The following is a 25113-nucleotide window of genomic DNA, read 5'->3' as shown; positions in this document are numbered from 1 at the left end:
TTATGAGCGAAGAAAGTAAAAGACGAGAAGCCCTTATATATCATGCAAAACCCAGACCCGGGAAAATCAAGGTAGTTCCAACTAAAAAATATGCCAGTCAAAGAGACTTGTCATTAGCGTATTCACCCGGAGTTGCCGCGCCATGCCTGGAAATTGAAAAAGACAAGGACCAGGCTTATCGCTATACCTCAAAAGGAAATTTAGTAGCTGTAATTTCCAATGGTACGGCAGTTTTAGGCTTGGGAAATATTGGTCCGGAAGCTTCAAAACCGGTTATGGAAGGGAAAGGCCTTTTGTTCAAGATCTTTGCCGGTATAGATGTGTTTGATATTGAGGTGGATACGGAAAATGTGGATGCCTTTATTGAAACGGTCAAGAATATCGCACCAACTTTCGGAGGGATCAACCTTGAAGATATTAAGGCTCCCGAAGCTTTTGAAATAGAAAGACGCTTAAAAGAAGAGCTGGATATTCCGGTGATGCATGATGATCAACATGGAACAGCAATTATTTCGGCGGCCGCCTTATTAAATGCTATAGAACTTACTAAGAGAAAGATTGACAAGACTAAAATTGTGATCAGTGGCGCCGGAGCAGCGGCCATTTCATGTTCCAGGCTATATCGGGCCTGTGGTGCAAAAAAGGAAAATATGGTTATGCTTGACAGTAAGGGTGTTATTAGAAAAGACCGAGAAAACCTTACCGCCGAAAAAGCCGAATTTGCCACACATAGAAAAATAGACACCCTTGAAGAAGCCATGAAGGGTGCCGATGTGTTTATCGGTTTGTCGTTGGCGAATATAGTAAGTCCGGACATGCTGTTAGCTATGGCCAAAAACCCTATTGTGTTCGCTATGGCTAATCCGGATCCGGAGATCAATTATGATCTGGCGGTTGCTACCCGAAAGGATATTATCATGGCCACCGGTAGAAGTGACCATCCTAATCAGGTGAATAATGTCCTGGGGTTTCCATTTATTTTTAGAGGCGCTTTAGATGTTAGGGCCACCAAGATCAACGAAGAAATGAAAATGGCAGCGGTTAAAGCATTGGCAAGATTAGCAAAAGAACCGGTGCCTGAACAGGTAAATATTGCTTATGGTGAAACCAGATTGACATTTGGAAAAGAGTATATCATACCAAAACCTTTTGATCCAAGATTAATAGCCGAAGTGCCGCCGGCAGTAGCAAAAGCAGCTATTGATAGCGGTGTGGCTAAAAAGTCTATTAAAGACTGGGAAAAATATAAAGATGCTTTACTTCAGCGCCTGGGTTCTGATAACAAACTGGTAAGGTTATTGCTTAACAGGGCAAGACTTAACCCAAAGCGTGTGGTGTTTGCGGAAGCAGATCAGTTAGATGTGTTAAAAGCAGCTCAAATTGCTCATGAAGAAGGTATTGCAAAACCTATTTTGCTGGGAAGAACAGAAACTATAAAGGAACTTATGGCTTCCATTGAATTTGATGCTGATATTCCTATTATTGACCCTAAAACCGAAGAAGAAAACCCAAGAAAAAACAGGTATGCCAAGGTGTATTGGGACCAACGCAGGCGTAGAGGTGTTACTTATTATTCCGCACAGCGACTCATGCGTGAGCGTAATTACTTTGCTGCTATGATGGTAGATCAGGGGGAGGCAGATGCATTAATTTCGGGATACTCACGTAGTTATCCAACCGTTGTTAAACCTATGTTAGAGCTTATTGGCATGGCGCATGGTGTGACCAGAATTGCCACCACCAACTTAATGATGACGAAACGCGGGCCATTATTTTTGAGTGATACATCTATCAATATTGATCCCACTGCGAAAGATTTGGCTAAAATTACTCAAATGACATCATCGGTTATAAAACTATTCGGGATGAATCCGGTTTTGGCTATGGTCAGTTACTCTAACTTTGGATCATCAGAACATGAAAAAGCATCAAAAGTTCGTGAGGCGGTTTCTTATTTGCATCGTCATTTTCCGGATATGGACGTTGACGGAGAACTTCAAACCGATTTCGCATTGAATGATGACATGCTTAAAGAAAAATTCCCGTTTTCTAAATTAGTAGGTAAAAAAGTAAACGCATTGATATTTCCTAATCTGGATTCGGCAAATATTACTTATAAATTGCTAAAAGAACTGCATGAAGCAGACTCTATCGGGCCTATCATGATGGGCATGCGTAAACCCGTTCACATATTGCAATTAGGTGCTAGTGTTGATGAAATTGTAAACATGACTGCTATTGCTGTAATCGATGCACAACAGAAAGAAAAATGGGAAGCAGAAAATGCCAAAAAGAAGTAATATGGTGGCAATAATTTTAGTACATTTGACGGTTAAGGAATTACAATAAATGATAACGCACATACAAGGGAGACTAACCGAAAAAAATCCAACGCATGTTGTTATTGATTGTAACGGAGTGGGCTATATGATTAACATTTCATTGCACACATTCTCTCAAATCCCGGATAACGAACATTTAAAGTTATTTACCCATCTTCAAATACGGGAAGATGCGCATACGCTTTATGGCTTTTCTTCAATGGCGGAACGAGAGATTTTCAGGTTATTAATTTCAGTAAGTGGTGTTGGGGCCAGCACAGCGCGTACCATGTTGTCATCTTTAACCCCTAAACAGGTACGTGAAGGTATCGCCAATAATGATGTGGCCTTAATTCAGTCTATCAAAGGTATCGGGGCAAAAACGGCGCAACGTGTTATTTTAGATTTGAAAGATAAGATCCTGAAGATCTATGATATTGATGAAGTTTCGGTTTCACAGGACAATACCAATAAAGATGAAGCGTTATCTGCTTTAGAAGTGCTTGGTTTTACTAAAAAACAGGCAGAACGTGTTGTGGACAAAATTGTTGTTTCACAACCAGACGCTAATGTTGAAACCATTATTAAACAGGCCTTAAAAAATTTATAATAGATTTTGAACAGAACTAACCTCAAATTTTATAAGTCAGTTAAACAATATACTTTCTTAGTTTTAGTGCTATTCTATTCAGTGTTTGCCTGGTCACAACAAACACCTCAGGATTCTGTTAAAACAGGCTTTAACAAAGGAACCATAAAGTCCCCTGATCCCAATAGTGTTGAGTCTAAATACACTTATGACCCCGTAACTAACCGATATATTTATACCGAAAAAATTGGAAGCTTCAATATTAAATATCCAATTATCTTAACACCCAAAGAGTATTACGAGCTTGTAGCAAGGGAAAACATTAAGGCCTATTACAAAGAAAAAATTGATGCTTTTGATGGTAGAAAAGGAGGCGAAGACGGGCAGAAAAATTTATTGCCGGAGTTTTATGTAAAATCCGGTTTGTTTGAAACTATTTTTGGAGGGAACACTATTGAAGTGGTTCCGCAAGGTTCCGTAGAAATGGATCTGGGAATCCTGTTTTCAAGACAGGATAACCCCTCTTTTTCGCCCAGAAACAGAAGTAACTTCACTTTTGATTTTGACCAGAGAATCAATTTGAGTTTGCAAGGGAAAGTAGGTACAAGACTTCAGGTTAACGCGAATTATGACACCCAGGCGTCTTTTGATTTTCAAAACCTTATTAAGCTGGATTTTACGCCAACCGAAGATGATATCATTCAAAAAATAGAAGTTGGTAATGTCAATATGCCATTAAACAGCGCGTTAATCACGGGAGCACAAAGTTTATTTGGTGTTAAAGCGCAGCTTCAGTTTGGAAGAACAACGGTTACCGGGGTGTTTTCGGAACAGAAATCACAGGCAAACACCGTTGTGGCACAGGGTGGAGGAACGGTGGAGGAATTTGAACTGTTCATTAGAGATTATGATGAAAACAGGCACTTTTATTTAGCCCAGTATTTTAAAGATACTTATGATAGATCCTTAAGGAATTATCCTTTTATAGATAATAAAGGGTTACAAATCACAAGAATTGAAGTTTGGATTACCAACCGAAGCAACAGAACAGAAAATGTTAGAAATATTGTAGCCATACAAGACCTGGCTGAGGCCGAGGTGTTTGGAAATCCTGTGGGGGTGCCGGGAGCTTTTCCTGATAATGGTAATAATAATTTAGACCCCACAACCATTGGCTCAGGTTCTATTCTTACGGAAGCCATAAGAGATATTTCAACAGCCCAACAAGGTTTTGGTACGCTTTCTAATGTGGCTAATGAAGGATTTGACTATGCTAAATTGGAAAACGCCAGAAAGCTGACACCACAGGAATACGATTTGAATTCACAGCTGGGGTATATTTCATTAAACCAACGTCTTAATAATGATGAGGTTTTAGCGGTAGCCTTTCAATATACGGTTGGCGGACAGGTGTACCAGGTAGGTGAGTTTGCTAATGATGGCGTTGATGCTACCAATGTTACTACTAACGGATCAGGGCAAGTGACCAATGTAGTGAATACAAGTTTGGTTTTAAAGCTTTTAAAAAGTAGCGTTACCAATGTGGATCAACCGGTTTGGGATTTGATGATGAAAAACATCTACGATACCGGGGCTTATAATTTGAGTCAGGACGATTTCAAATTGAACATTTTCTACAACGAGGCATCACCATTAAACTTTATCACACCGGTTGGCGGAAGTTTCGATTTGGATATCAACGGGAACCCGGTTACAGGAGCAACGCCTGAAGATGATTTAATAGAAAATGTGCCGTTATTGAGAGTTTTCAATTTAGATAAGTTGAATTTTAATAATGATCCCCAGGCCAAAGGAGATGGTTTTTTTGATTTTTATCCGGGAATTACCGTGATAACTGAAGGCGGAAAAATTATTTTCACCAGTGCGGAACCCTTTGGGGAATACCTGTTTAACAAATTAGGCGGCGGTAATTATGATGATAACCTGTCTTATAATGAAGATCAACAGAAGTACGTTTACGATATTCTGTATAAGCAAACCAAGACAGCTGCCTTAGAAGAAGTAGAAAAGAACAAATTCAAACTTAAGGGACGTTATAAATCGGCTGGTAATGACGGTATCCCGTTGGGAGCGTTTAATGTTCCCAGAGGATCGGTTAGAGTAACTGCCGGTGGTCGTTTGTTAGTTGAAGGTGTTGATTATACGGTAAATTATCAGTTAGGGCGTGTCCAAATTTTAGATGAAGCCCTGAAAGCGTCAAATACTCCCATTGAGGTGTCTACCGAAAACAATGCGGTTTTTGGTCAGCAAACCAGGCGCTTTACAGGCTTGAATATTGAACATAAGTTCAATGAAGATTTTGTTTTAGGGGCTACCCTTTTAAATCTGAATGAACGACCCATTACTCAAAAAGCTAATTACGGGACAGAACCTATAAACAATACCATTTTTGGAGTAAACGGAAATTATGCCACTAAAGTGCCTTTTCTAACAAGATTGGCCAATAAGTTACCAAATATTGACACGGATGCCGAGTCTAACTTGTCCATCCGTGGTGAGTTTGCCTATTTGGCTCCGGGAGCACCAAAAGGAACCGATCTTAATGGGGAGGCTACCTCATATATAGACGATTTTGAAGGCACGCAAAACGCCATAGATCTAACAGCGCAACAATCCTGGTTCTTATCCAGTAGGCCTTTGGATTTAACAAATTCACCGGGTGATGACAACGCCGGTATTCAAAACGGTTATGGTAGGGCTATGTTAAACTGGTACACTATTGACCCTATTTTTTACAGTACCAGGCGTCCGGGGGACATTTCAGATAATGACTTATCCAATTTATATACCAGTAGGGTTTTTATCAATGAATTATTTCCCGACAGGGAGTTAGTTCAAGGGCAAAATACAGTACTTTTTACTTTAGATCTGGCCTATTATCCTCAGGAAAGGGGGCCATATAATTTTGAATCTACCGCTGCTGATGGTATCATAGATAATCCGGATCAAAGTTGGGCCGGTATTACCAGGCAACTTACGTCTACAGATTTTGAGCAGCAAAATGTAGAGTACATAGATTTTTGGTTACAGGATCCGTTTCAGGAGAATCCGTCTAATCCCGGAGGTAAATTGGTGTTTAACCTGGGTAATATTTCTGAGGATGTTATAAAAGACGGTAAAAAGCTTTATGAAAACGGATTGCCTGCAGATGGTGATATTAGTTTGTTACCAACTACGTCCTGGGGAACCGTAACACCTCAAAATCAATCTTTAATTTATGCTTTTGATACCACCGGTCAGGAACGTGTCAACCAGGATGTGGGGTATGATGGGTATGATGATGCAGAAGAAGCCAGTGTTTTCGGGGCTAATTTTGGACCGGATCCGGCAAACGACAATTATTCATACTTCTTAGATACCGAAGGCGATATTTTTGAACGTTATAAAAAATATAACGGTGTAGAAGGAAATACACCGGATACCTTTACCGATACGGAAAGAGCTGCCAATACACAGCCGGATGTTGAGGATATCAACCGTGATAATACCATGAACACGATTGATAGTTATTTTGAATATGAACTGGATATTACAAGACAAAACTTACCGCAGTCAAAAGCAGATTTTGATAACATACCAAGCAGTAATCCGTTAAGGGACTTTTTAAGGGATTACAAAGAAAGGCCTCGGGCATTTCCTAATGGCGATTCTGAAAATGTGAGGTGGTATCTGTTTAGAGTTCCGGTGGTAGGTAGTCATGTTAGGGCAGTGGGTGGAATAAGTGATTTAAGATCGGTTCGTTTTGTGCGTATGTATCTTAAAGAGTTCAGCCAAACCACTGTTTTCCGTTTTGGAACACTCGATTTAGTTAGAAGTGACTGGAGGCGCTACACACAGGCACTTGACAAAAATGATCCTACACCTGATGATCCTCAGACCGATTTTGCCGTAAGTGTTATTGGAACCCTTGAGAACGAAGGAAGCTATCAAAGACCGCCGGGCATTGAACCGGAACAGTTATTCAATAATAATACCGTGGTACCGCAAAATGAGCAATCCTTAGTAGTGAATGTTTGTAATCTGGAATCAGAAGATTCTAAGGCAGTTTTTAAAAACATCAGCGTTGATATGCGGCAATTTAAACGTTTAAGAATGTTTATGCATGCCGGCGATAATGAGGGGGGTAATCTAAGCGATAATGACATAGTGGGGTTTATCAGGATCGGTAATGATTTAAACGATAACTTCTATCAGATTGAAATACCATTGCAGGTATCAACGTCAACAACCAGGGAAGGACTTTGGCCGGAAGCCAATGAAATTAATTTGCCCATAGAATTATTGGGCCGGATTAAATCCAATGGCATTTCAGACGGCACATTGACCAATGAAGACCCTACGTTTTATGATGTGGTTGGTAATGATCTGGTACCGGTAGGTGATCCGTTTTCAGGGTATGTTCCGGGGCAACACAGAATTGGTATAAAAGGAAATCCAAACTTTGGAGATGTAAGGAGCCTTATGGTGGGTGTTAAGAATGCCACCACCAGAAATGATGTATGTGCCGAGGTTTGGTTTAATGAATTACGGTTGTCCGATATGGATAACGAAGGTGGTTGGGCAGCTGTGGTAAGTATGGATACCAACATTGCCGATTTTGCCAACATTAGTGCTACAGGTAGACAAAGTACCTCGGGCTTTGGCTCCATTGAGCAAGGCCCAAGCCAACGTAGTTTGGAAGATGTTAAGCAATATGATGTGGTTACCAATGTCCAGATAGGGCAATTACTGCCAAAAAAATGGGGCATTCAAATACCGTTTAATTATGCGCAAAGCGAAGAACTTATCACACCTAAATATGACCAGTTCTACAAAGATCTGACTTTAGAATCCCGATTAGATGCCGCTAACAGTAATGAAGAACGGGAAACTATAAAGAAACAATCCGAAGATTACACAAAGCGCCAAAGTATCAACTTCATTGGAGTACGTAAAACGAGGACTACAGATAAAACACCACGTTTTTATGATGTGGAAAATTTAACTCTCAACTATTCGTATAACGAAGTGGAGCACAGGGATTTTGAGATTGAAAATTCGGTGAACAAAACGGTTCGTGTTGGTGCTAACTATGCTTTCAACTTTAATCCGGTTAAAATTGAACCTTTTAAAAAGAGCGATTCCTTATTCACCGGGAAATACTGGAAACTCTTAAAGGATTTTAATTTTAATTTGCTGCCATCAAGCTTTGCGATTAACACCGATATTAACAGGCAGTTTAACCGTCAGAAGTTTAGAGAGGTAGATCTGGGGGGAGGAAATATTGGTATTGAAGAATTATTTAGAAGAAATTACACGTTTGATTTTCAATATACCATAAATTACAATGTGACCGATGCGTTACAATTAAACTTTAATGCTGCCAATAATAATATTGTACGTAACTATTTTAAGGATAACGATTTAATTCGGGGTGAACAGGATGAAACTTTAGATGTATGGGACGGGTTGTTTGATGCTGGTGACCCTAACCGGCAAACGCAGACCTTGGGAATGACCTATCAATTACCTTTAAAGAAAATACCAACCTTAAGTTTTGTGAATGCTACCTACCAATATACCGGAACGTTCAATTGGCAAAAAGACTCGGATTTGTATGGCGAGGCGATAGGCGAAGATATTAATACCATTTCAAATTCCAACGTGCATGATATTAATGCTTCATTGGATATGAAAAAGCTTTACAAGTACATTGGACTGGTTAAAAAACCAATTAGACGTGCAAGAAGGCGAACCACCCCTACCGGTGGGCCTCCGGGAGCGGATAACAACAATAAATCCAGGCCTAAGGTTAAGAACCAGTCCGTTACTAAAATATTGAATGCCGGTGTAGATATTTTAACCAGTATCAAAAGGATGCAATTCAGGTATTCTGAGAACAACGGAACCTTTTTACCGGGGTATACCCAAACACCCGGGTTTATTGGTACGCTACGACCTACATTAGGTTTTACATTTGGGAGTCAAAGTGATATCAGGCATTTGGCAGCCAGAAAGGGATGGCTAACCGTGTTTGACGAATTTAATCAACAATATACGGCCACACATACCAAACAGTTGGATGTTTCGGCAAGCCTGGAGCCGGTAAGGGATCTAAAGATTGATGTGGTTGGAAACAGGACCTATTATGAAAATTACACCGAAAACTATCGGGTGAATGATACGGGTGGTTTGTTGGAATACCAATCCTTAACACCCAATACCTTTGGGAATTTTAATATTTCAACCATACTAATAAAAACGGCCTTTAGTAAGAGTGATGAGATAACCTCTGAAACGTTTAATGATTTTAGGGCCAACAGGTTAATAGTGGCAGAACGATTGGCGGAACAATTCTATGGTACTACTACCTACGCAAGAAATCCTGATGATGGTTTCCCGCTGGGGTTTGGAAAGAATAATCAGAAAGTACTACTGCCGGCATTTTTAGCAGCTTATTCCGGGCAGGACGCCGGTAAAGTTAGAACCGGGGCGTTTAGGGATATCCCGATCCCTAACTGGGATTTGAAGTATTCCGGTTTTATGAAATTTAACTGGTTTAAAAAGCACTTTAAACGTTTTTCATTAACCCATGGGTATCGTTCGGCGTATACCATCAATCAGTTTAATACAAACCTAAATTTAAATACCAATCCGGATGATAATGAAGCGCCGGTTCCGGGAATACCCTATAATGATCCAAATCAACCAGACGCAGGAAAAGACCAGTCCGGGAATTTCAAAAATGAACGATTGTTTGGAGGAGTTAATTTAACAGAATCTTTTAGTCCGTTGGTTCGCATTGATTTTGAAATGAAAAACTCGGTTAAGATTTTAGCCGAAGTTGCAAAAGACCGAATGTTGTCACTTAGCTTTGATAATAACCTGCTTACAGAGGTACAAGGAAATGAATACACACTCGGGTTAGGTTATAGGGTTAAAGATTTACGTATTCGCTCTAACCTGGCAGGTCCTAAAAAGCGTATTGTAAGTGATCTGGACATGAAAGCCGATATCTCTGTCAGAGATAATAAGACCATTATCAGGTATTTAGATTTGGAGAACAACCAGGTGACCTCGGGACAAACCATCTGGAGTTTAAAATATACCGCAGATTATGCCTTTAGCAAGAACTTAACAGGGATCTTTTATTTTGATTATGCCTTCTCAGAATACGCTATTTCTACGGCATTTCCGCAAACGACTATCAGGTCCGGTTTAACCCTTAGATATAATTTTGGAAACTAGTTTCTCGTGTTCAGTAGGCAGTATTCAGTCGCAGTCGCAGTTTACAGTTGAAAATTTAGCTTTGGAATTTTACAGTTAGGAGGATTTGAAACTTTGCACCTTCGCGTCTTTGCGAGAAACCTTTAGTTGCAGTTGGCAGTTTAGAGATTTAGTATTTTTTTTTTGAAACTTTGCGTCTTAGCGCCTTTGCGAGAAAAATTCAGTTGGAAGCTTTGTGAAAAATCCGTGAAATCCGTGTCAAAAAGATACAGTAATCGAAAGTCTGTTCTCGAAACTTTGAATTTATTTTTTGAATAAATACATTTGCCAAAACAATATTAATTGATTAACACATGAATATTCCATCAGAATTAAAATATACTAAAGACCACGAGTGGGTTAAAGTTGAAGGCGATGTTGCTACCATAGGGATCACGGATTTTGCGCAAAGCGAATTAGGAGACATTGTATATGTTGAGGTAGAAACGGTTGATGAGACTTTAGATGCCGAGGAAGTTTTTGGAACGGTTGAAGCCGTAAAAACAGTATCAGATCTATTCTTGCCGCTTTCTGGTGAAATAGTTGAATTTAACGAATCCCTGGAGGATGAACCTGAAAAAGTAAATTCAGACCCTTATGGTGACGGATGGATGATCAAAGTGAAATGTTCAGACCTGTCTGAAGTAGAAGGGCTTATGTCTGCAGAGGATTACAAAGCCTTAATAGGTGCTTAAAAAAGGAGTGTTTGCGGCTACTATTGGGTATACTGTATTCATAGTAGTTGTTAGTCTGGTAAGGCTTAACAATTTACCGGATATTAAAATATCTTTTGGAGATAAAGTATTCCATTTTGGTGCGTACGCCGTCTTAACCGCATTGTGGTTTTATTCATTCTTTTGGACTTTCAAATTTAAAATTGGGAAAGCCATCGTATCAGCGGCCGTGTTATCGGTTGTTTTTGGTATAATTCTTGAGGTATTACAAGGGAGTATGACCGCTTACAGAGCATTGGATGTTTATGATGCCCTGGCAAATACTTTAGGAGCATTGCTGGCATCATTGGTATTATGGGTTACAAAAAGTTTCCACGTTAAAAACTTATAAACACTTGCTTTTTTGATAAATAAATAGTTATTTTAGCAATCTTGATAAACGAATAAATTATGGAACCAAAGAAAAATTCTAAAGCAAATGTAGGACGTAACAGTTCGCTTTACTTCGCGATTGGTTTGGCATTAATGTTATTTTTAACAAATTATGCTATCAATTACAAGACTTATGACAAATCTGATATAGATATTGGTCAGTTAAATATGGATGAAGAATTGGAAGAAGAAATTCCAATTACAGAGCAGATCCAAACGCCACCGCCACCGCCACCGCCACCGGCTGCCCCTGAGGTGATTGAGATTGTGGAGGATGAAGAAGAAGTTGAAGAAACAGTAATTGAATCAACAGAGGTAGATCAGGAAACAGAGATTGTTGAAGTTGAGGAAGTAATTGTTGAAGAAGTAGAAGAGGATATTGATGTACCATTCGCGGTTATTGAAAATGTGCCGATTTTCCCTGGATGCGAAAAAGGGGATAACAATGCAAAAAGAGCCTGTATGTCTAAAAAGATATCGCAGTTTGTAAATAAGAAGTTTAATACGGAGTTGGCAAGTGACCTAGGTTTATCAGGAAGACAACGTATTAATGTAATTTTCAAAATTGATAAGACAGGTACTGTTACCGGAATCAGAGCAAGAGCGCCGCACCCCGGATTAGAAAAAGAGGCTAAAAGAGTTATTGGTTTGTTACCTAAAATGAAGCCTGGTAAACAACGTGGTAAGCCGGTAAACGTTCCTTATTCGTTACCAATTATATTCCAGGTTCAGGATTAATTTAAAAAATGATTCATTGATGTTTTTACATCAATGTTTCTATTGAAATTGTCATTCTCGCGAAAGCGGGAATCCAAACAAAAATTAAACCACTTAGCAGCGCTAAGTAACCATATAAAATCCCGTTACAAATTTTGTAACGGGATTTCTTTTTTGGTATGCTTCTTGTGATTTTATCATAATATTAACATTTAAATTATAATTAATTATGAGACATCGTAAAGAATCTCACAGGCTCATTCGGCAAAATGAGAAACCTGTGAAAAAACCGCAAAAGCATGAAGCAAATTTACAAAAAAACTCCACCCTTTATTTCCAGGTAGGACTAATTGTGTGCCTGTTGATCACCCATGGATTGTTTGAAATGAAATTTGAAACTAAGATTCCAACAGTAGCCAGCCAGTTACCTCCCGATGACCCTTACAGTATCGACATCCCGTTGATAACACCTGAAAAGCGTCCAACTGAAGAACCGGTTCAACAGAAGAAAGTTAAACAACCGAAAGACTTTATTGAAGTAGAAGATAACGAGCCTATTATTGAGCAAATCTTAGACACTCCTGATGAACCCGTGGAAGATAAAAATCCACCATTAGAGGATTTTGACTCAATAGAAGAGCCAACTGAGGAACCTATTGTTGATTTTGTTTTTATTGAAGAAGTGCCGGTTTATCCCGGATGTGAAAACAAGAAAACTAATGATGCCAGAAAAAAGTGTATGTCTGAGAAGTTGACTAAGCTGATTAGGAAAAAGTTCGATACATCACTGGGAGATGAATTAGGCTTATCCGGTAGACAAACCGTTCTAACGCAATTCACTATTGATAAACAGGGAAATGTTATCGACATTCAAACAAGAGCACCGCATCCCAGATTGAATAAAGAAGCTGAACGTGTTATTAATAAGGTGCCTAAAATGAAACCTGGGAAACAACGTGATAAACCTGTAAAAGTCAGGTATACCTTGCCTATAATTTTTGATGTCCAATAACTGGAACCAGATGATTTTAAAGCTCTAAAACCGTTATCAAATCAATTGGTAGCGGTTTTTCTCTGTTGTGTCATTCCAAATTCCTGCCTGCCGTCAGGCAAGGTATTTCGGAATCTTAATAATAGGTGATTTTATGATGAGAACCTGAAATACACTTCGAGAGCCTCAGTGTCCGATTGATGTATATGGTTTTATGTTTTTGAATAATCAAAATCGCTTCATCAAAAAAATATGCTATCTTTCAACTTTAAATCAATGCTTAATCTTTTTCCATGATAAGATTTGTTGTCCTATACCTACTTTTAGTTCAATTTATCGGGTATTCACAAGATAAATTTTTAAATGAAAAACCACCGGTTTTTCCAAATTGTGACAGTGTAGCAATAGATTCTTTACAACACTGTTTTGATAGAAACGTATTCAATCGTATTTATGATAATTTTAAAGTGCCTCAGAAGGTGCTTGATGAGCAGTATAAAGGTAGAATGGTGGTGCTGTTTGAAGTGGATAAAACAGGAGCCTTTAAAGTAATATATGTAGATGCCTTTTACAATGAATTAAAGGAAGAAGCCAGGCGCGTTTTTAAGACATTTCCTAAAATAACACCTGGGACATACAATGGAAACAGTACATTTAAGCAATACTCAATCCCCATTCAAATTCCTTTGGTTAAGCAGACACCAATCACTCAGGACCTGGCTAAGGAAAAAGAAATGGCTAAGTTTGAAACTGCTGCGCAACAAGAGTTTGACAGTGTTCGGAAAAGCTTAGTGCCGTACAGTAATAAACGATTTACAAGCGAATTGAATATCCAGTTTATTCATAGTGATTATGCCAGGTTTGACAGAGCCATGAACTTGTTGGGAACGAACAGTCACACGGCGTCTAAGCCTTTTTTATATAGCGATGTTTCGAAATATTACGATTTTGAAGCTGAGAACAAACGGTTGCAAAAAGATACCAAAACCTGGGCAGGTAAAAAGCTTTGGAATGAGCATTTGGTTCAGGTGCAGGGTAAAGATTACTGGTTTACTATTGATCCGATTTTCGATTTACAGGTTGGTAAAGATACCGATGCCGATTTCAATTCAACCTATAACAACACACGTGGATTTGTAGTTCAGGGAGGCTTAGGTAAAAAATTCAATTTTTATTCAGCAGTATTTGAAAGCCAGGGGCGTTTTGCAGATTATGTGAATAGATATGCTGAGAGTTTAAAGGCGTTTGGCCCGGATCCGGCTATAATTCCCGGCCGTGGTATAGCAAAACGTTTTAAGACTGATTCTTATGACTACCCGGTAGCCGAAGCTTACTTATCTTATTCACCAGCAAAGTTCTTAAATATTCAGTTCGGGCATGGTAAAAACTTTATCGGCGATGGCTATAGATCCCTGTTATTGAGTGATGTGACTAGTCCGCATCCGTTCTTAAAACTGAACACCAAATTCTGGAAAATAAAGTATACCAATACCTTTATGTGGATGAAAGATGTACGCGATGAAGTGGTGGAGGATAAAGCTTTTTTAACCAAATATGTAGCCAACCATTATTTGAGCTGGAATGTATCCAAACGGTTTAATTTGGGGCTGTTCGAGTCCGTACTTTGGACCAATAGTAACGACCGTGGTTTTGATATTAATTACCTGAACCCGATCATTTTTTACAGGGCCATCGAGTTTGAAACGGGACAAGGTGCAGGAAATGCGTTATTGGGAGCTTCGGCTAAATACAAGTTTAGTGATAATGTGAATGCCTATGGCCAGTTTATTCTGGATGAATTTTCATTAAGTGATATAAAAGGCGGTGATAAAAGCTGGAAAAATAAATACGGTTATCAATTGGGAGTTAAGTATTACAATGCTTTTAAAGTTGATAATTTGTTCCTGCAACTGGAATATAATCGTATAAGGCCCTACACCTATTCCCATAACACCATTGTACTTAACTATGCCCATAACAACCAGACTCTGGCGCATTTGTGGGGTGCTAATTTTAGTGAACTGGTCTTAATAGGACGTTACAGATTAGACAGATGGTTTGCCGATGCCAAATTTATTTTTGGTAATCGCGGCTTAGATTATAATGACGGGACCGATAATTTTAGTTACGGAGGTGATATTTATAGGGATTATAACGAACGTCCGTTTGATACTGGTGTAGAGATTGGTCAGGGTATCAAAACCAGGTCATTTTATGCGAATTTACAGGCCGGGTATTTAATTAATCCCGCATCCAATTTGAAACTATTCACAGATATTACGGTAAGGAATTTCAATCCCAATGCCACAACTACGTCAACCTTTGATAACAATACGGTTTGGTTCAATTTCGGCCTAAGAACGGACCTGTTTAATTGGTATTTTGATTTTTAATGAAACTCGATTTTGGGAAGTCTTGTAGACGAACCCAAAATTGTAAGTTGAATTCTTGCCTGCTGGCAAGCAGGAATCCTGATGGCTATCGGGACCTCATTTAGTTATAATGACCTTGTCATGCTGAACTAGTTTCAGCATCTCATATATAATTAGCTCATAACAATAATTAAAGAAACATGTCACGCTGAGCTTGCCTGTGCTGAGCCTTGTCGAAGCATCGAAGTGCTCTCAAACTTGGCTTCAGTACCCTAATTCTTAATACCTGATTTTCATCATAAAAAAAGTAGTTTTTCTGACGTAGTTTTACTACATTTATGATATGTAATCCTAACTGTTAAGTATTTAAGATATTTGATATAATCCTATCCTGATATCAAGTCTTAAATGTATAAGGACTCTCAACGTTAACAGTGATAAATAATGCTATGAAAATATTAAGCTTAATGGCGCTATGCACTTTTGTTTTATGTGTGTCCTGCGAAAAGGATGATGATACCCCCGTTAATCCCAAAGACCAGCTGCCACCGGCTACCCAAACCGGTGAAAATACTTTTGGTTGCCTGCTGGACGGCGAGGCCTTTTTACCCGGCCCCGGCCCCTTAACCTTGGATTGTGTGTACCAATTTGTAAATGGAGACTATTATTTTGCTTTACAGGCAAATAAAAGAGATGAACAGAATAATTCAAAATTGATTGGATGTTCAACAGAGAAATTAGAGATTGAGGAAGGGCAAATATATAAGTTAATGGAAGGAGTTGAAGGGAACGCATATGGTTCTTATTTTTTTAATCTTGAAAGATTTAGAACTTCATCATTAAACTCTGGAGAGATGTATATTTCAAAATTAGATATGGAGAAAAATATCGTTTCGGGCACCTTTTGGTATGATGTAGAAGATCAGGATGGTAATATACATCAAGTACGAGATGGACGTTTTGATATGACATTCAGTAAATAAAATAATTATGAAAATAAGATCAACATGAAAAAGACAATGCATTTACTCGTAATACTGCTGGTATTAAGTTGTTGTAACAAAAAGGATGATGACACCCCGGTTAATCCCATAGACCAGCTGCCACCGGCAACCCAAACCGGTGAAAACACCTTTGGTTGCCTGCTGGATGGCGAGGCCTTTTTACCAGGTCCCGGCCCTTTAACACTGGATTGTGTATACCAATTTGTAAGTGGGGATTATTATTTTGCTTTAAAGGCAGATAAAGAGATAAATCTCAATTTAGTTGGAGTAGGTCTTGGTACACAAAAACTACAAATTGAAGAAGGCAAAACTTATGAATTAGAGGAATTACATGATGGTAATGCAGTAGGTAGATACGCTTTCGAAATATTTACAAATTACACCTCAACTAGTCATTCTGGAGAAATGTCTATAACAAAATTAGATATGGAAAAGAATATCGTTTCGGGCACCTTCTGGTATGATATAGAGGATCAGGATGGTAATGTGCATCAAATACGTGAAGGACGTTTTGATATGACATTCAGTGAATAATCAAAAAAAGAGAACCGTTTTGCGCCAACAAAACGGTTCCTTAAAGTCAAACATAAATTAATGTCTAACCTAAAAAAGTTTTTAAAATTATGCAATCTTTTTGGAACAAACGCCTTAAGGCGTTCTTTATTTGTTGCTGCATGCTCATTTTTATGGGTATGGGCGCACAAACCGTAAGCACCGCTTACCAAACCCAGATCAACAGTACCTTTGCCGGTGTTGATAAAACTAAGATCCCCCATCAGCTCCTGGTAGATTATGCCATGGAATTTGCCGAACTTTCCGCCTATAGTGGCACTTTAACCTCTGATAACCTTACCCACAGGGGGCATTTAACGGCCATATACCATACCTTGTTAATGGCCAGGGTAAATACCAATGTTACGGGCCTGGTGAGCCCGGATACCTACAGAACCAATTGGGACAATCTAAGGCAGCCCGATAAAATTGCACTAAGCGGCCTGTATTATAAGTACAGCCAATTTAAAAGTAATGCCTACCCCAATTACATCACGGTTATAAATGATAAATTATACGATAAGTATGTTAACGGGGTTTGGCAAAACCCTTATGAAGATAAGGAGGTATTTGCCATGGCAACGCCCATATTGGTATACCAGGGCTTGAATGTAGATGTAGAACTGCCAAATACTTTATGGTATACCAACCAGGCAGGTAATGTACAAAGTATTGCCATAGATTTTGGAGATGGTAATGGCTACCAGGCGATGACCCTGGGACAGGTAAAAAGCATAAGCTATACACAATCCGGTGTATACGAATGGAAATATAAATTAACGTTGACCAACAGCCAGGTACTTTACAGCCATAGCAAGATACAGGTTGAAGGCACCTACACATCACCACCTCCTGGGGCCAAAGAGGTAAAAACAGCCAAAAGATTACCATCCGAGCCATGCTCGGGAAATATAGTGAATGGTATAGATGAGGTAGAATTTGCAGGAACACGTACCTATTTGGGGCAGGCCAACAGTGCCACCCTGGAGATTGATTATTCCGGTACAAATTGTGTGATAGATAAGCCCTTGATCGTGGTAGAAGGTTTTGATAGTGGTTTAATGGGTGTAGAGAATCCGTTGGGAGAGTCAAGGTACGCAACTTTTAGAACAGAAGCTGATTTTTTTACAGGCAATTTACCAACCCAACTTAATACGTATGATATCATATATGTGAATTGGGATGATGGCAACGATTACCTACAGCGTAACGCGGCGCTGTTAAAAGATATAATAGAGTGGGTCAACACGGAAAAAACTGGGAATACCCCTAATGTGGTTTTGGGCCAAAGTATGGGAGGCCTTATAGCCCGGTATGCCCTGGCAGATATGGAGCAAACCCCGGGAGAAGATCACGATACCAGTTTGTATATTAGCCATGATGCCCCGCACAGGGGTGCCAACATACCGTTGGGAATTCAATACTTTGCCCGCCATATGGCAGACCAGTTTGTAAGCACACCATTAGGGGATTACGAGATTGATACCGGTACGGGTAGCCCGGTATCTATTGAGGATATAAAGGATTTGTTAGATGCACCGGGAACAAAACAATTATTAGCCAATACGGTAAACAGCAATTTTGTTATAGTCACTACCGAGTTTGACTCGTGGCAAACAGACTTACAAAGTAAGGGCTATCCGCAACAAACCCGGAATGTGGCCATTAGTAATGGTAGCCATTGTGCAGATTTACAGGCATTTTCTCCGGGATACGAGTTGTTCTCTATGAATGGCAACGGTAAAACGAGTTTGCTTACCAATTTTTTAATGCAGCTTTTTAAGCCCATTACAAACCTTGGTTTTCTTTATTTAGCTATAGCATTTAATGAACCGGGGCTGCTAATTGGTGTCTTGCCCGGAAACAGTAAATTCAACCTGGATTTTAAAGCCAATGCTTTACCGGAATATGGGCAAAACGCCCAGATTTATAAAGGAAAAATAACCTTCACCAAAAAATTGTTCTGGTTTATTAATATAACAGTGAATCTTACTGACAGGAGTTATAACAACCCCGTGGGGATTTTACCCTATGATACCTATCCCGGCGGGTTTTATGATGTATTCCTGAATTTTTCAGGAACCTCTATAGATAATGTATTGGGCAATTTAAACATTAATACCAATATTGCCAATAGCTTTAATTTTATACCCAGCCCCAGTGCCCTGGACATAGGTGGGAATTTTAATATTCAGCTTTCTGAATATGAACACTTGTACAAGTATAGCGTGAATAAACTAATCGGTTTTCCATTCGATCCGCCGTTTGATAACTTTACAACCTCCTTTCCGAATAGCGGTGCAGGAAATGAGGAACATATTTCCTTCAACACCCGTAATGGTAACTGGTTAGCCGAAGAATTGGATGGCGATAGTCAGGCCAATGATTTCGATTGCATTTATGTATGTGAATCCGGTGATATAGTGGGGGCCGAAGGTATTTGCAGCGGTAGTGAAACCTATACTCTTTCCGTAGGGTCCGGTACTTATAACTGGACGGTAACCCAGGAACCGTTTTTTGGCCAGTCAGGGAATTTGGTAACCGTAAGTGGTAATGGTACCTCAAATTTGACCTTAACAAGAACAGGCCCCCTTTCAGGTACGGTAACTATTTCTATAACGCCAACTGGTATTTGTGGGACAGCACCGGCGGCCATTACGAAAACTATTTCGGTAGGAACAACACTTCCCGTAGTAGTTAGCGCCGATCCGGATCCTAATAAAATTTATGCGCAATGGGATGAATGCCTTCTCTATTTTGCCGACATTACGGGGGATCTACAATTAAATAGCAGCAACTTTGAGTTTGCATTTTCTCCCTACAACGATTTTGATTACGACGGCCCATATGGTGACGCGGTACCTACGTGGTGCATAGCACAGGCACCATTTCTTAACCTGGAGTTTTCTGCCCGGTTAAAGAATGATTGTGGCTGGGGCGACTGGTACCTGTTTACTTATTTATTACAAGGCTACGACCCCAATTATCCCGGAGGCTTCCAGTTTATGATGTCCACAGCTGCACCGGAAGCTGATTTAACTCTGGAAATAATTGAAGGCGAGTCGGCAGCTTCAGAAGAGAGTGCTAAGGCTTCGGCAACTTCAAGAAAAATAGCGTCAGCCTCTAAAGATCAGAAGTACACTGAAGACACTTATAACATAGAAGTTGTAGATGTTTACGGAAGAATAAAGTATCAGAAGAAAGGCATTCAGGATAAAAAGATCCATATTAACAAAGCACGTTGGGCTTTGGGTATTTATTATATCAAAGTCTCTAATAGTAAAGGTGAGTTTAAATCTAGAGGGATTGCCATTGAATAGATCGTAAGTTTTAATTTTAAAATAAGGCTGTTTAAAACATTTTAAAGCTGTCATTTTGAGCGCAGTCGAAAAATCTCATAACACCGATAAAGAGATGTTTAATTTCAAGGAGATTCTTCATTTTCATTCAGAATGACACGTTTTAAACAGCCTTATTTTATTTTCTTCTAACCCATTGCCAAAATGCTTTAATAGCGTATCTTTGCACTCGCAAAACAGAACAGCGCATTGGGTAGGTCAAAATCTTCAGTAACAACACCTTCGGTAATTTCAGATTTTAAGGAAATTACAAAAATGGGACTCGCCTTAAGCGTGGTGTTTTCATCGCTTGCCGGCTATTTATTGGGAGTTGACACGGTTAACTACAAAACCTTATTATTATTAGCTTTAGGTGGCTATTTTATGGTAGGAGCCTCAAACGCATACAACCAGATCATTGAAAAAGATCTGGATGCCCTGATGAATCGTACCAAAAACAGGCCCATTCCGGCAGGACGTATGTCAGTGACCACAGCCTTTATTATTGCCACTGTTTTCACCCTTTTAGGAGTCATTATTTTATACACCATCAACAAGCAAACCGCTATGTTTGGTGCCATATCTATCTTTTTATACACCTGTGTATATACACCTTTAAAAACCAAAACACCGTTAGCGGTTTTTGTAGGAGCTATTCCGGGAGCCATTCCGTTTATGTTGGGCTGGGTGGCAGCAACCGATGATTTCGGAATAGAACCGGGAACCTTATTCGCATTACAATTCTTTTGGCAATTCCCTCATTTTTGGGCTATCGGGTGGTTTTTATATGAGGACTATCAAAAAGGTGGGTTTTTTATGTTGCCTACAGGAAAACAAGACAAGGGAACCGCCGTACAAACCATTATGTATTGTATCTGGACATTAGTGGTATCCATTATACCGGTTTTTGGCTTTACAGGGGCTTTAAAGCTGTCAATTGTTGCAGCTATTTTAGTGGGCTTGTTAGGTTTGGGAATGGTGTATTATGCCTTTAGACTATTTAAAGATATGACTGAAAAAGCAGCTAAACAATTAATGTTAGCAAGTGTATCATACATTACATTGGTACAAATAGTATATGTAGTTGATAAATTTATTAGATAACTATGGATTTAACTCAGGGAACACCGGAAGAAAAGAAGGCCAGAGCCAAAAAAATGATGCTTTGGTTTGGTATCATTTCATTGATCATGTCTTTTATGGGTTGGACAAGTGCTTTTATTGTAAGCAGGTCCAGGCCGGATTGGTTAAAAGATTTCCAATTGCCTGATGCCTTTATTACCAGTACGGTCATCATCATTGTTAGTAGTTTTGCGTTTATAGCGGCAAAAAAGACTTTAAAACAAAATAACAGGCAGGGCGCCACACTTTGGTTGCTAATAACCTTTGCATTGGGTATTGCCTTTATAGTATTTCAGTTTAAAGGCTTTCAGCAAATAATAGATTTAGGTTACAATTTTACAGGGCCAACCAGTAATGTGACCATGTCCTATATTTATATAATAGCCATCGTGCATATTTTGCACGTTGTTGCCGGGTTAATTTGTTTAGCCGTAGTAATTTATAATCATTTTAAACAGAAGTATAACCCGGAAAATTTACTGGGTTTTGAGTTGGCTGCAACCTTTTGGCATTTTGTAGATGTACTGTGGATTTATCTGTTCCTATTCCTATACTTTGTCAAATAAAATATTCCCATTTTTTTTAAAAAAGTAGGGTAGTATTTTTATTTTCTTAAACTGATCTTTATCATAGTTTAAAATTTGCAGCTTATATTTCGTTAGATAAATAAAATGATTATTTTTGTGCAACTTTTAAATAACAACCATTATATATGAGTACTACAGTTGTAAATGCTGAAGCAGAAGGAAAAACCTGGGGTGGAGGTAACCAGCCGTTAAAAGCAAGTTACGGTAAAATGATGATGTGGTTTTTCATCGTTTCAGATGCATTGACATTTTCGGGCTTTTTAGCGGCCTATGGATTTTCAAGATTCAAGTTTATCGATTCATGGCCCATAGCCGATGAGGTGTTTACACACGTACCGTTTTTACATGGTCAGGAGTTGCCTATGATCTATGTGGCGTTTATGACCTTTATCCTTATTATGTCATCGGTAACTATGGTATTGGCCGTAGATGCCGGCCATCATTTAAATAAAGCCAAGGTTACCCTGTATATGTTCTTAACCATTATTGGCGGTTTAATATTCGTTGGGTCTCAGGCCTGGGAATGGGCTACTTTTATTAAAGGTGACTACGGTGCTATTCAAACAAAAGGCGGCAACATTTTGCAGTTTGGTCATTATGTTGATGTTGATGGTGAACAAAAGTTTAAGAGAGTGGCTTTAAGAGATTTTGCCGTTGCCGATGCCCATGCCGATAGAACGGCCCATGACAGAGATAACGGATTGTGGTTTGTGTCCGAAGGCACATTACCATCTTATACTGTTGAGGAAGTTTATGCCGGTTTAATAGCTCATGAAGATGTTCTGGTAAGAACTCAAATAATAGAAAAAGGCGAAAAAACAATATTGTCCAGAGAAGAATCATTAAAACAAATAAAAGAAAACGGAAAACTGGTGGTTGAAGGAGCTAACCTTCACGTCAATGAGTATGGATCGCCGTTATTTGCAGACTTCTTTTTCTTTATAACCGGTTTCCACGGTTTCCACGTATTTTCGGGAGTTGTTATCAATGTCATCATTTTCTTTAATGTGGTATTGGGGACTTATGAAAGGCGTAAGAGTTATGAAATGGTTGAGAAAGTGGGGTTATACTGGCACTTTGTAGATTTGGTTTGGGTATTTGTATTTACATTCTTTTACCTGGTTTAATTATAAAGAAAACATTGTCATTTCCTTGAAGAAGGAAATCAAAAAAAGATTTTAAAAAAACATGGCACACGCACATAATTTAGCAATACTAAGAGGTTTAATAAAATTTAAGACCAATACCCAAAAGATTTGGGGCGTCTTGATTTTATTATCTATTGTAACAGCTGTTGAGGTTGGGTTGGGTATTGTAAAACCGGAATGGTCTCTGACAAAAGTTTTGGGAATGAAACTTTTAAACTGGATCTTCATCATTTTGACCATTGTAAAAGCTTATTATATTACCTGGGATTTCATGCACATGCGTGATGAAACCAAAGGCTTAAGACGTGCTGTAGTTTGGACAGCCATCTTCTTAATATTGTATTTAATTTTCATCTTATTACAAGAAGGGGGTTACGTATTTGATGTTTATAAAGACGGGTATATCAAAAGAGACTTTTAATACAGTACCAGTCTGTTAAAATATAGGTAAAAGGTGGTTTATAAGAACCACCTTTTTTATTTTTGCATGATTATTTAAAGACTTAATAAACAATCATTTAATGGATTTAAAGAAAGTTGGCCGTTATACAGTTTTAGGAATTTTATTCTTTCTTCCGGTAACCTTTTTGTTGCTGCTATATCCGGCTACGCATAATTATACCCCGTTGGATATTGTTAATGACGATGTTTTAGAATTAAAGCAGTTTACATCAGCTGACGGGCCGGTTTTATTAAAAGATCAGATAACAGTTTTAGGGTTTTTAGGGGAAAATCCAATGAATAAATCAACAACAGCTTTAAATTTAAAAGAGCTTGTATATGATAAATTTAAAGGCTTTAAAAAGTTCCAGGTGGTCATTGTTGTACCCAATGGAAGTGAAGACACGGCTAAACAATTAAAACAGGAAATCAGTCAATACGAAGATTTAAAGTTCTGGCATTTTGTTTTTGGAGAACCTGAAAGCATCAGGGCGTTATATAAGAGTTTAAAATCGAATACCGCATTAAACAATACGTTGGCAACAGATGAGGTATTTGTCATTGATAAAGAGTTGAACCAACGCGGACGTATTGATAATAGAACGGATGGTGAAATAGAGAAGAGCAAACCGGTTTACGGGTTAAATGCCTATAACGGTATTGAAGTCGCTGTTATTAAGAATGAAATGAGTGAAGATATGCGTATCTTATTCACGGAATACAGGCAAAAGAGAAAAGGAGAATTCAATTCAGAGATCAGACGTGCTAACGACTTAAAAGCAGAAGAAAAATAACATGAGCAAAAAAACCAATTATTCATACATAGGGATTGCTTTTATCATTCTGGTTTTCGGGATCCTGTTTGTTCCAAAAATTGTGGATAGAATAACCCAGGGGGATATTACCAGGCAAGAAAGCAGAAGTGATTATGCCGGGGATAAAAAAAACTCGACTTCCGATTTAGTTTTTATACCCGGTACCGATGGCAACAGGCAGGTTCCGGAGTTTAGTTTTACAGACCAAAACGGAAACACGGTTACCAATAAAGACTACGAAGGGAAAGTATATGTGATTGAATTCTTTTTTACTACCTGTCCGACTATTTGCCCGAGAATGAACCATAACCTGGTAAAAATTCAAAATGAGTTCAAAGATTTTGAAGACTTTGGAGTGGCCTCTTTCACTATAAACCCGGAACATGACACTCCCGAAGTACTTAAAGAATATGCTAATACCTATGGGATCACTAACCCCAATTGGCATTTAATGACCGGGGATAAAGACACTATTTACAAACTGGCAAACGAAGGGTTTTATATTTATGCCGCAGAAAATAAAGATGTGGAAGGAGGCTTTGAGCATTCGGGTAATTTTGCTTTAATTGATAAAAACGGATTTATCCGTTCCAGAAAAGATGCTTTTGGAAATGCCATCATTTATTACAGGGGTGTTACTTCGGAAGAAGAACAGGTAAATGATGAAGGAGAAAAAGAACAAATAAGCGCCTTAAAAGAAGATATTAAAAAGTTGCTAAACGAGTAGTTTTGTCATTCTGAGCA

17 protein-coding genes are annotated in these 25113 nt (G+C 38.8%); all 17 read left to right on the top strand.

Annotated elements, in window-relative coordinates; all coding sequences use genetic code 11:
- Positions 1 to 2: 2 nt before the first annotated feature.
- Positions 3 to 2300 (top strand): NADP-dependent malic enzyme, encoded by a 2298-nt coding sequence (locus tag Q0983_RS09515; protein ID WP_299551925.1) that lies wholly within the window; start codon positions 3 to 5, stop codon positions 2298 to 2300.
- Between the two features lie 49 nt (positions 2301 to 2349).
- Entirely contained in the window at positions 2350 to 2931 is a 582-nt protein-coding gene (gene ruvA / locus Q0983_RS09510) for a Holliday junction branch migration protein RuvA (RefSeq protein ID WP_299551922.1), read from the top strand.
- 66 nt (positions 2932 to 2997) lie between these two features.
- Entirely contained in the window at positions 2998 to 10158 is a 7161-nt protein-coding gene (sprA, locus tag Q0983_RS09505) for a cell surface protein SprA (RefSeq protein ID WP_299551919.1), read from the top strand.
- 332 nt (positions 10159 to 10490) lie between these two features.
- Positions 10491 to 10871 (top strand): glycine cleavage system protein GcvH, encoded by a 381-nt coding sequence (gcvH, locus tag Q0983_RS09500; protein ID WP_299551917.1) that lies wholly within the window; start codon positions 10491 to 10493, stop codon positions 10869 to 10871.
- Positions 10864 to 11241: a VanZ family protein gene (locus tag Q0983_RS09495; protein WP_299551914.1), complete on the top strand. Its 378-nt coding sequence runs from the start codon at positions 10864 to 10866 to the stop codon at positions 11239 to 11241. The genes gcvH and Q0983_RS09495 overlap by 8 nt, the downstream gene beginning before the upstream one ends.
- A 59-nt stretch (positions 11242 to 11300) precedes the next feature.
- The gene (locus tag Q0983_RS09490) at positions 11301 to 12020 is read left to right on the top strand and encodes an energy transducer TonB (RefSeq protein WP_299551911.1); all 720 of its coding nucleotides are present in this window, start codon (positions 11301 to 11303) and stop codon (positions 12018 to 12020) included.
- Between the two features lie 208 nt (positions 12021 to 12228).
- Positions 12229 to 13011, top strand: a complete 783-nt coding sequence (locus Q0983_RS09485) for an energy transducer TonB (RefSeq protein WP_299551908.1) — start codon at positions 12229 to 12231, stop codon at positions 13009 to 13011.
- Between the two features lie 272 nt (positions 13012 to 13283).
- A complete protein-coding gene (locus Q0983_RS09480) occupies positions 13284 to 15383 on the top strand; it encodes a gliding motility protein RemB (RefSeq protein ID WP_299551905.1) in 2100 nt (699 codons plus the stop codon).
- A 428-nt stretch (positions 15384 to 15811) separates the two neighbouring features.
- Entirely contained in the window at positions 15812 to 16345 is a 534-nt protein-coding gene (locus Q0983_RS09475) for a hypothetical protein (RefSeq protein ID WP_299551902.1), read from the top strand.
- 24 nt (positions 16346 to 16369) lie between these two features.
- Positions 16370 to 16900, top strand: coding sequence for a hypothetical protein (locus tag Q0983_RS09470; protein WP_299551899.1), 531 nt, complete (start codon positions 16370 to 16372; stop codon positions 16898 to 16900).
- A gap of 89 nt (positions 16901 to 16989) precedes the next feature.
- The gene (locus Q0983_RS09465) at positions 16990 to 20238 is read left to right on the top strand and encodes a hypothetical protein (RefSeq protein ID WP_299551896.1); all 3249 of its coding nucleotides are present in this window, start codon (positions 16990 to 16992) and stop codon (positions 20236 to 20238) included.
- A 228-nt stretch (positions 20239 to 20466) separates the two neighbouring features.
- Positions 20467 to 21360: a heme o synthase gene (cyoE, locus tag Q0983_RS09460; RefSeq protein ID WP_366141004.1), complete on the top strand. Its 894-nt coding sequence runs from the start codon at positions 20467 to 20469 to the stop codon at positions 21358 to 21360.
- Positions 21361 to 21362: 2 nt separating this feature from the next.
- Entirely contained in the window at positions 21363 to 21944 is a 582-nt protein-coding gene (locus Q0983_RS09455; RefSeq protein ID WP_299551893.1) for a heme-copper oxidase subunit III, read from the top strand.
- Between the two features lie 146 nt (positions 21945 to 22090).
- Positions 22091 to 23092: a cytochrome c oxidase subunit 3 gene (locus tag Q0983_RS09450; RefSeq protein ID WP_299551890.1), complete on the top strand. Its 1002-nt coding sequence runs from the start codon at positions 22091 to 22093 to the stop codon at positions 23090 to 23092.
- Positions 23093 to 23153: 61 nt separating this feature from the next.
- Complete coding sequence (locus Q0983_RS09445; protein WP_299551887.1) at positions 23154 to 23534, top strand: cytochrome C oxidase subunit IV family protein; 381 nt, start codon at positions 23154 to 23156, stop codon at positions 23532 to 23534.
- A gap of 100 nt (positions 23535 to 23634) precedes the next feature.
- Positions 23635 to 24348: a hypothetical protein gene (locus tag Q0983_RS09440; protein WP_299551884.1), complete on the top strand. Its 714-nt coding sequence runs from the start codon at positions 23635 to 23637 to the stop codon at positions 24346 to 24348.
- 1 nt (position 24349) lies between these two features.
- Positions 24350 to 25096: an SCO family protein gene (locus tag Q0983_RS09435; RefSeq protein WP_299551881.1), complete on the top strand. Its 747-nt coding sequence runs from the start codon at positions 24350 to 24352 to the stop codon at positions 25094 to 25096.
- Positions 25097 to 25113 lie beyond the last annotated feature (17 nt).

It is taken from the genome of Seonamhaeicola sp. (assembly GCF_028281565.1).
In the GTDB taxonomy this organism is placed as follows: Bacteria; Bacteroidota; Bacteroidia; order Flavobacteriales; family Flavobacteriaceae; genus Seonamhaeicola.
The sequence above is the reverse complement of the archived record's forward strand: the minus strand, read 5'-3'. Positions and strand labels throughout refer to the sequence as shown.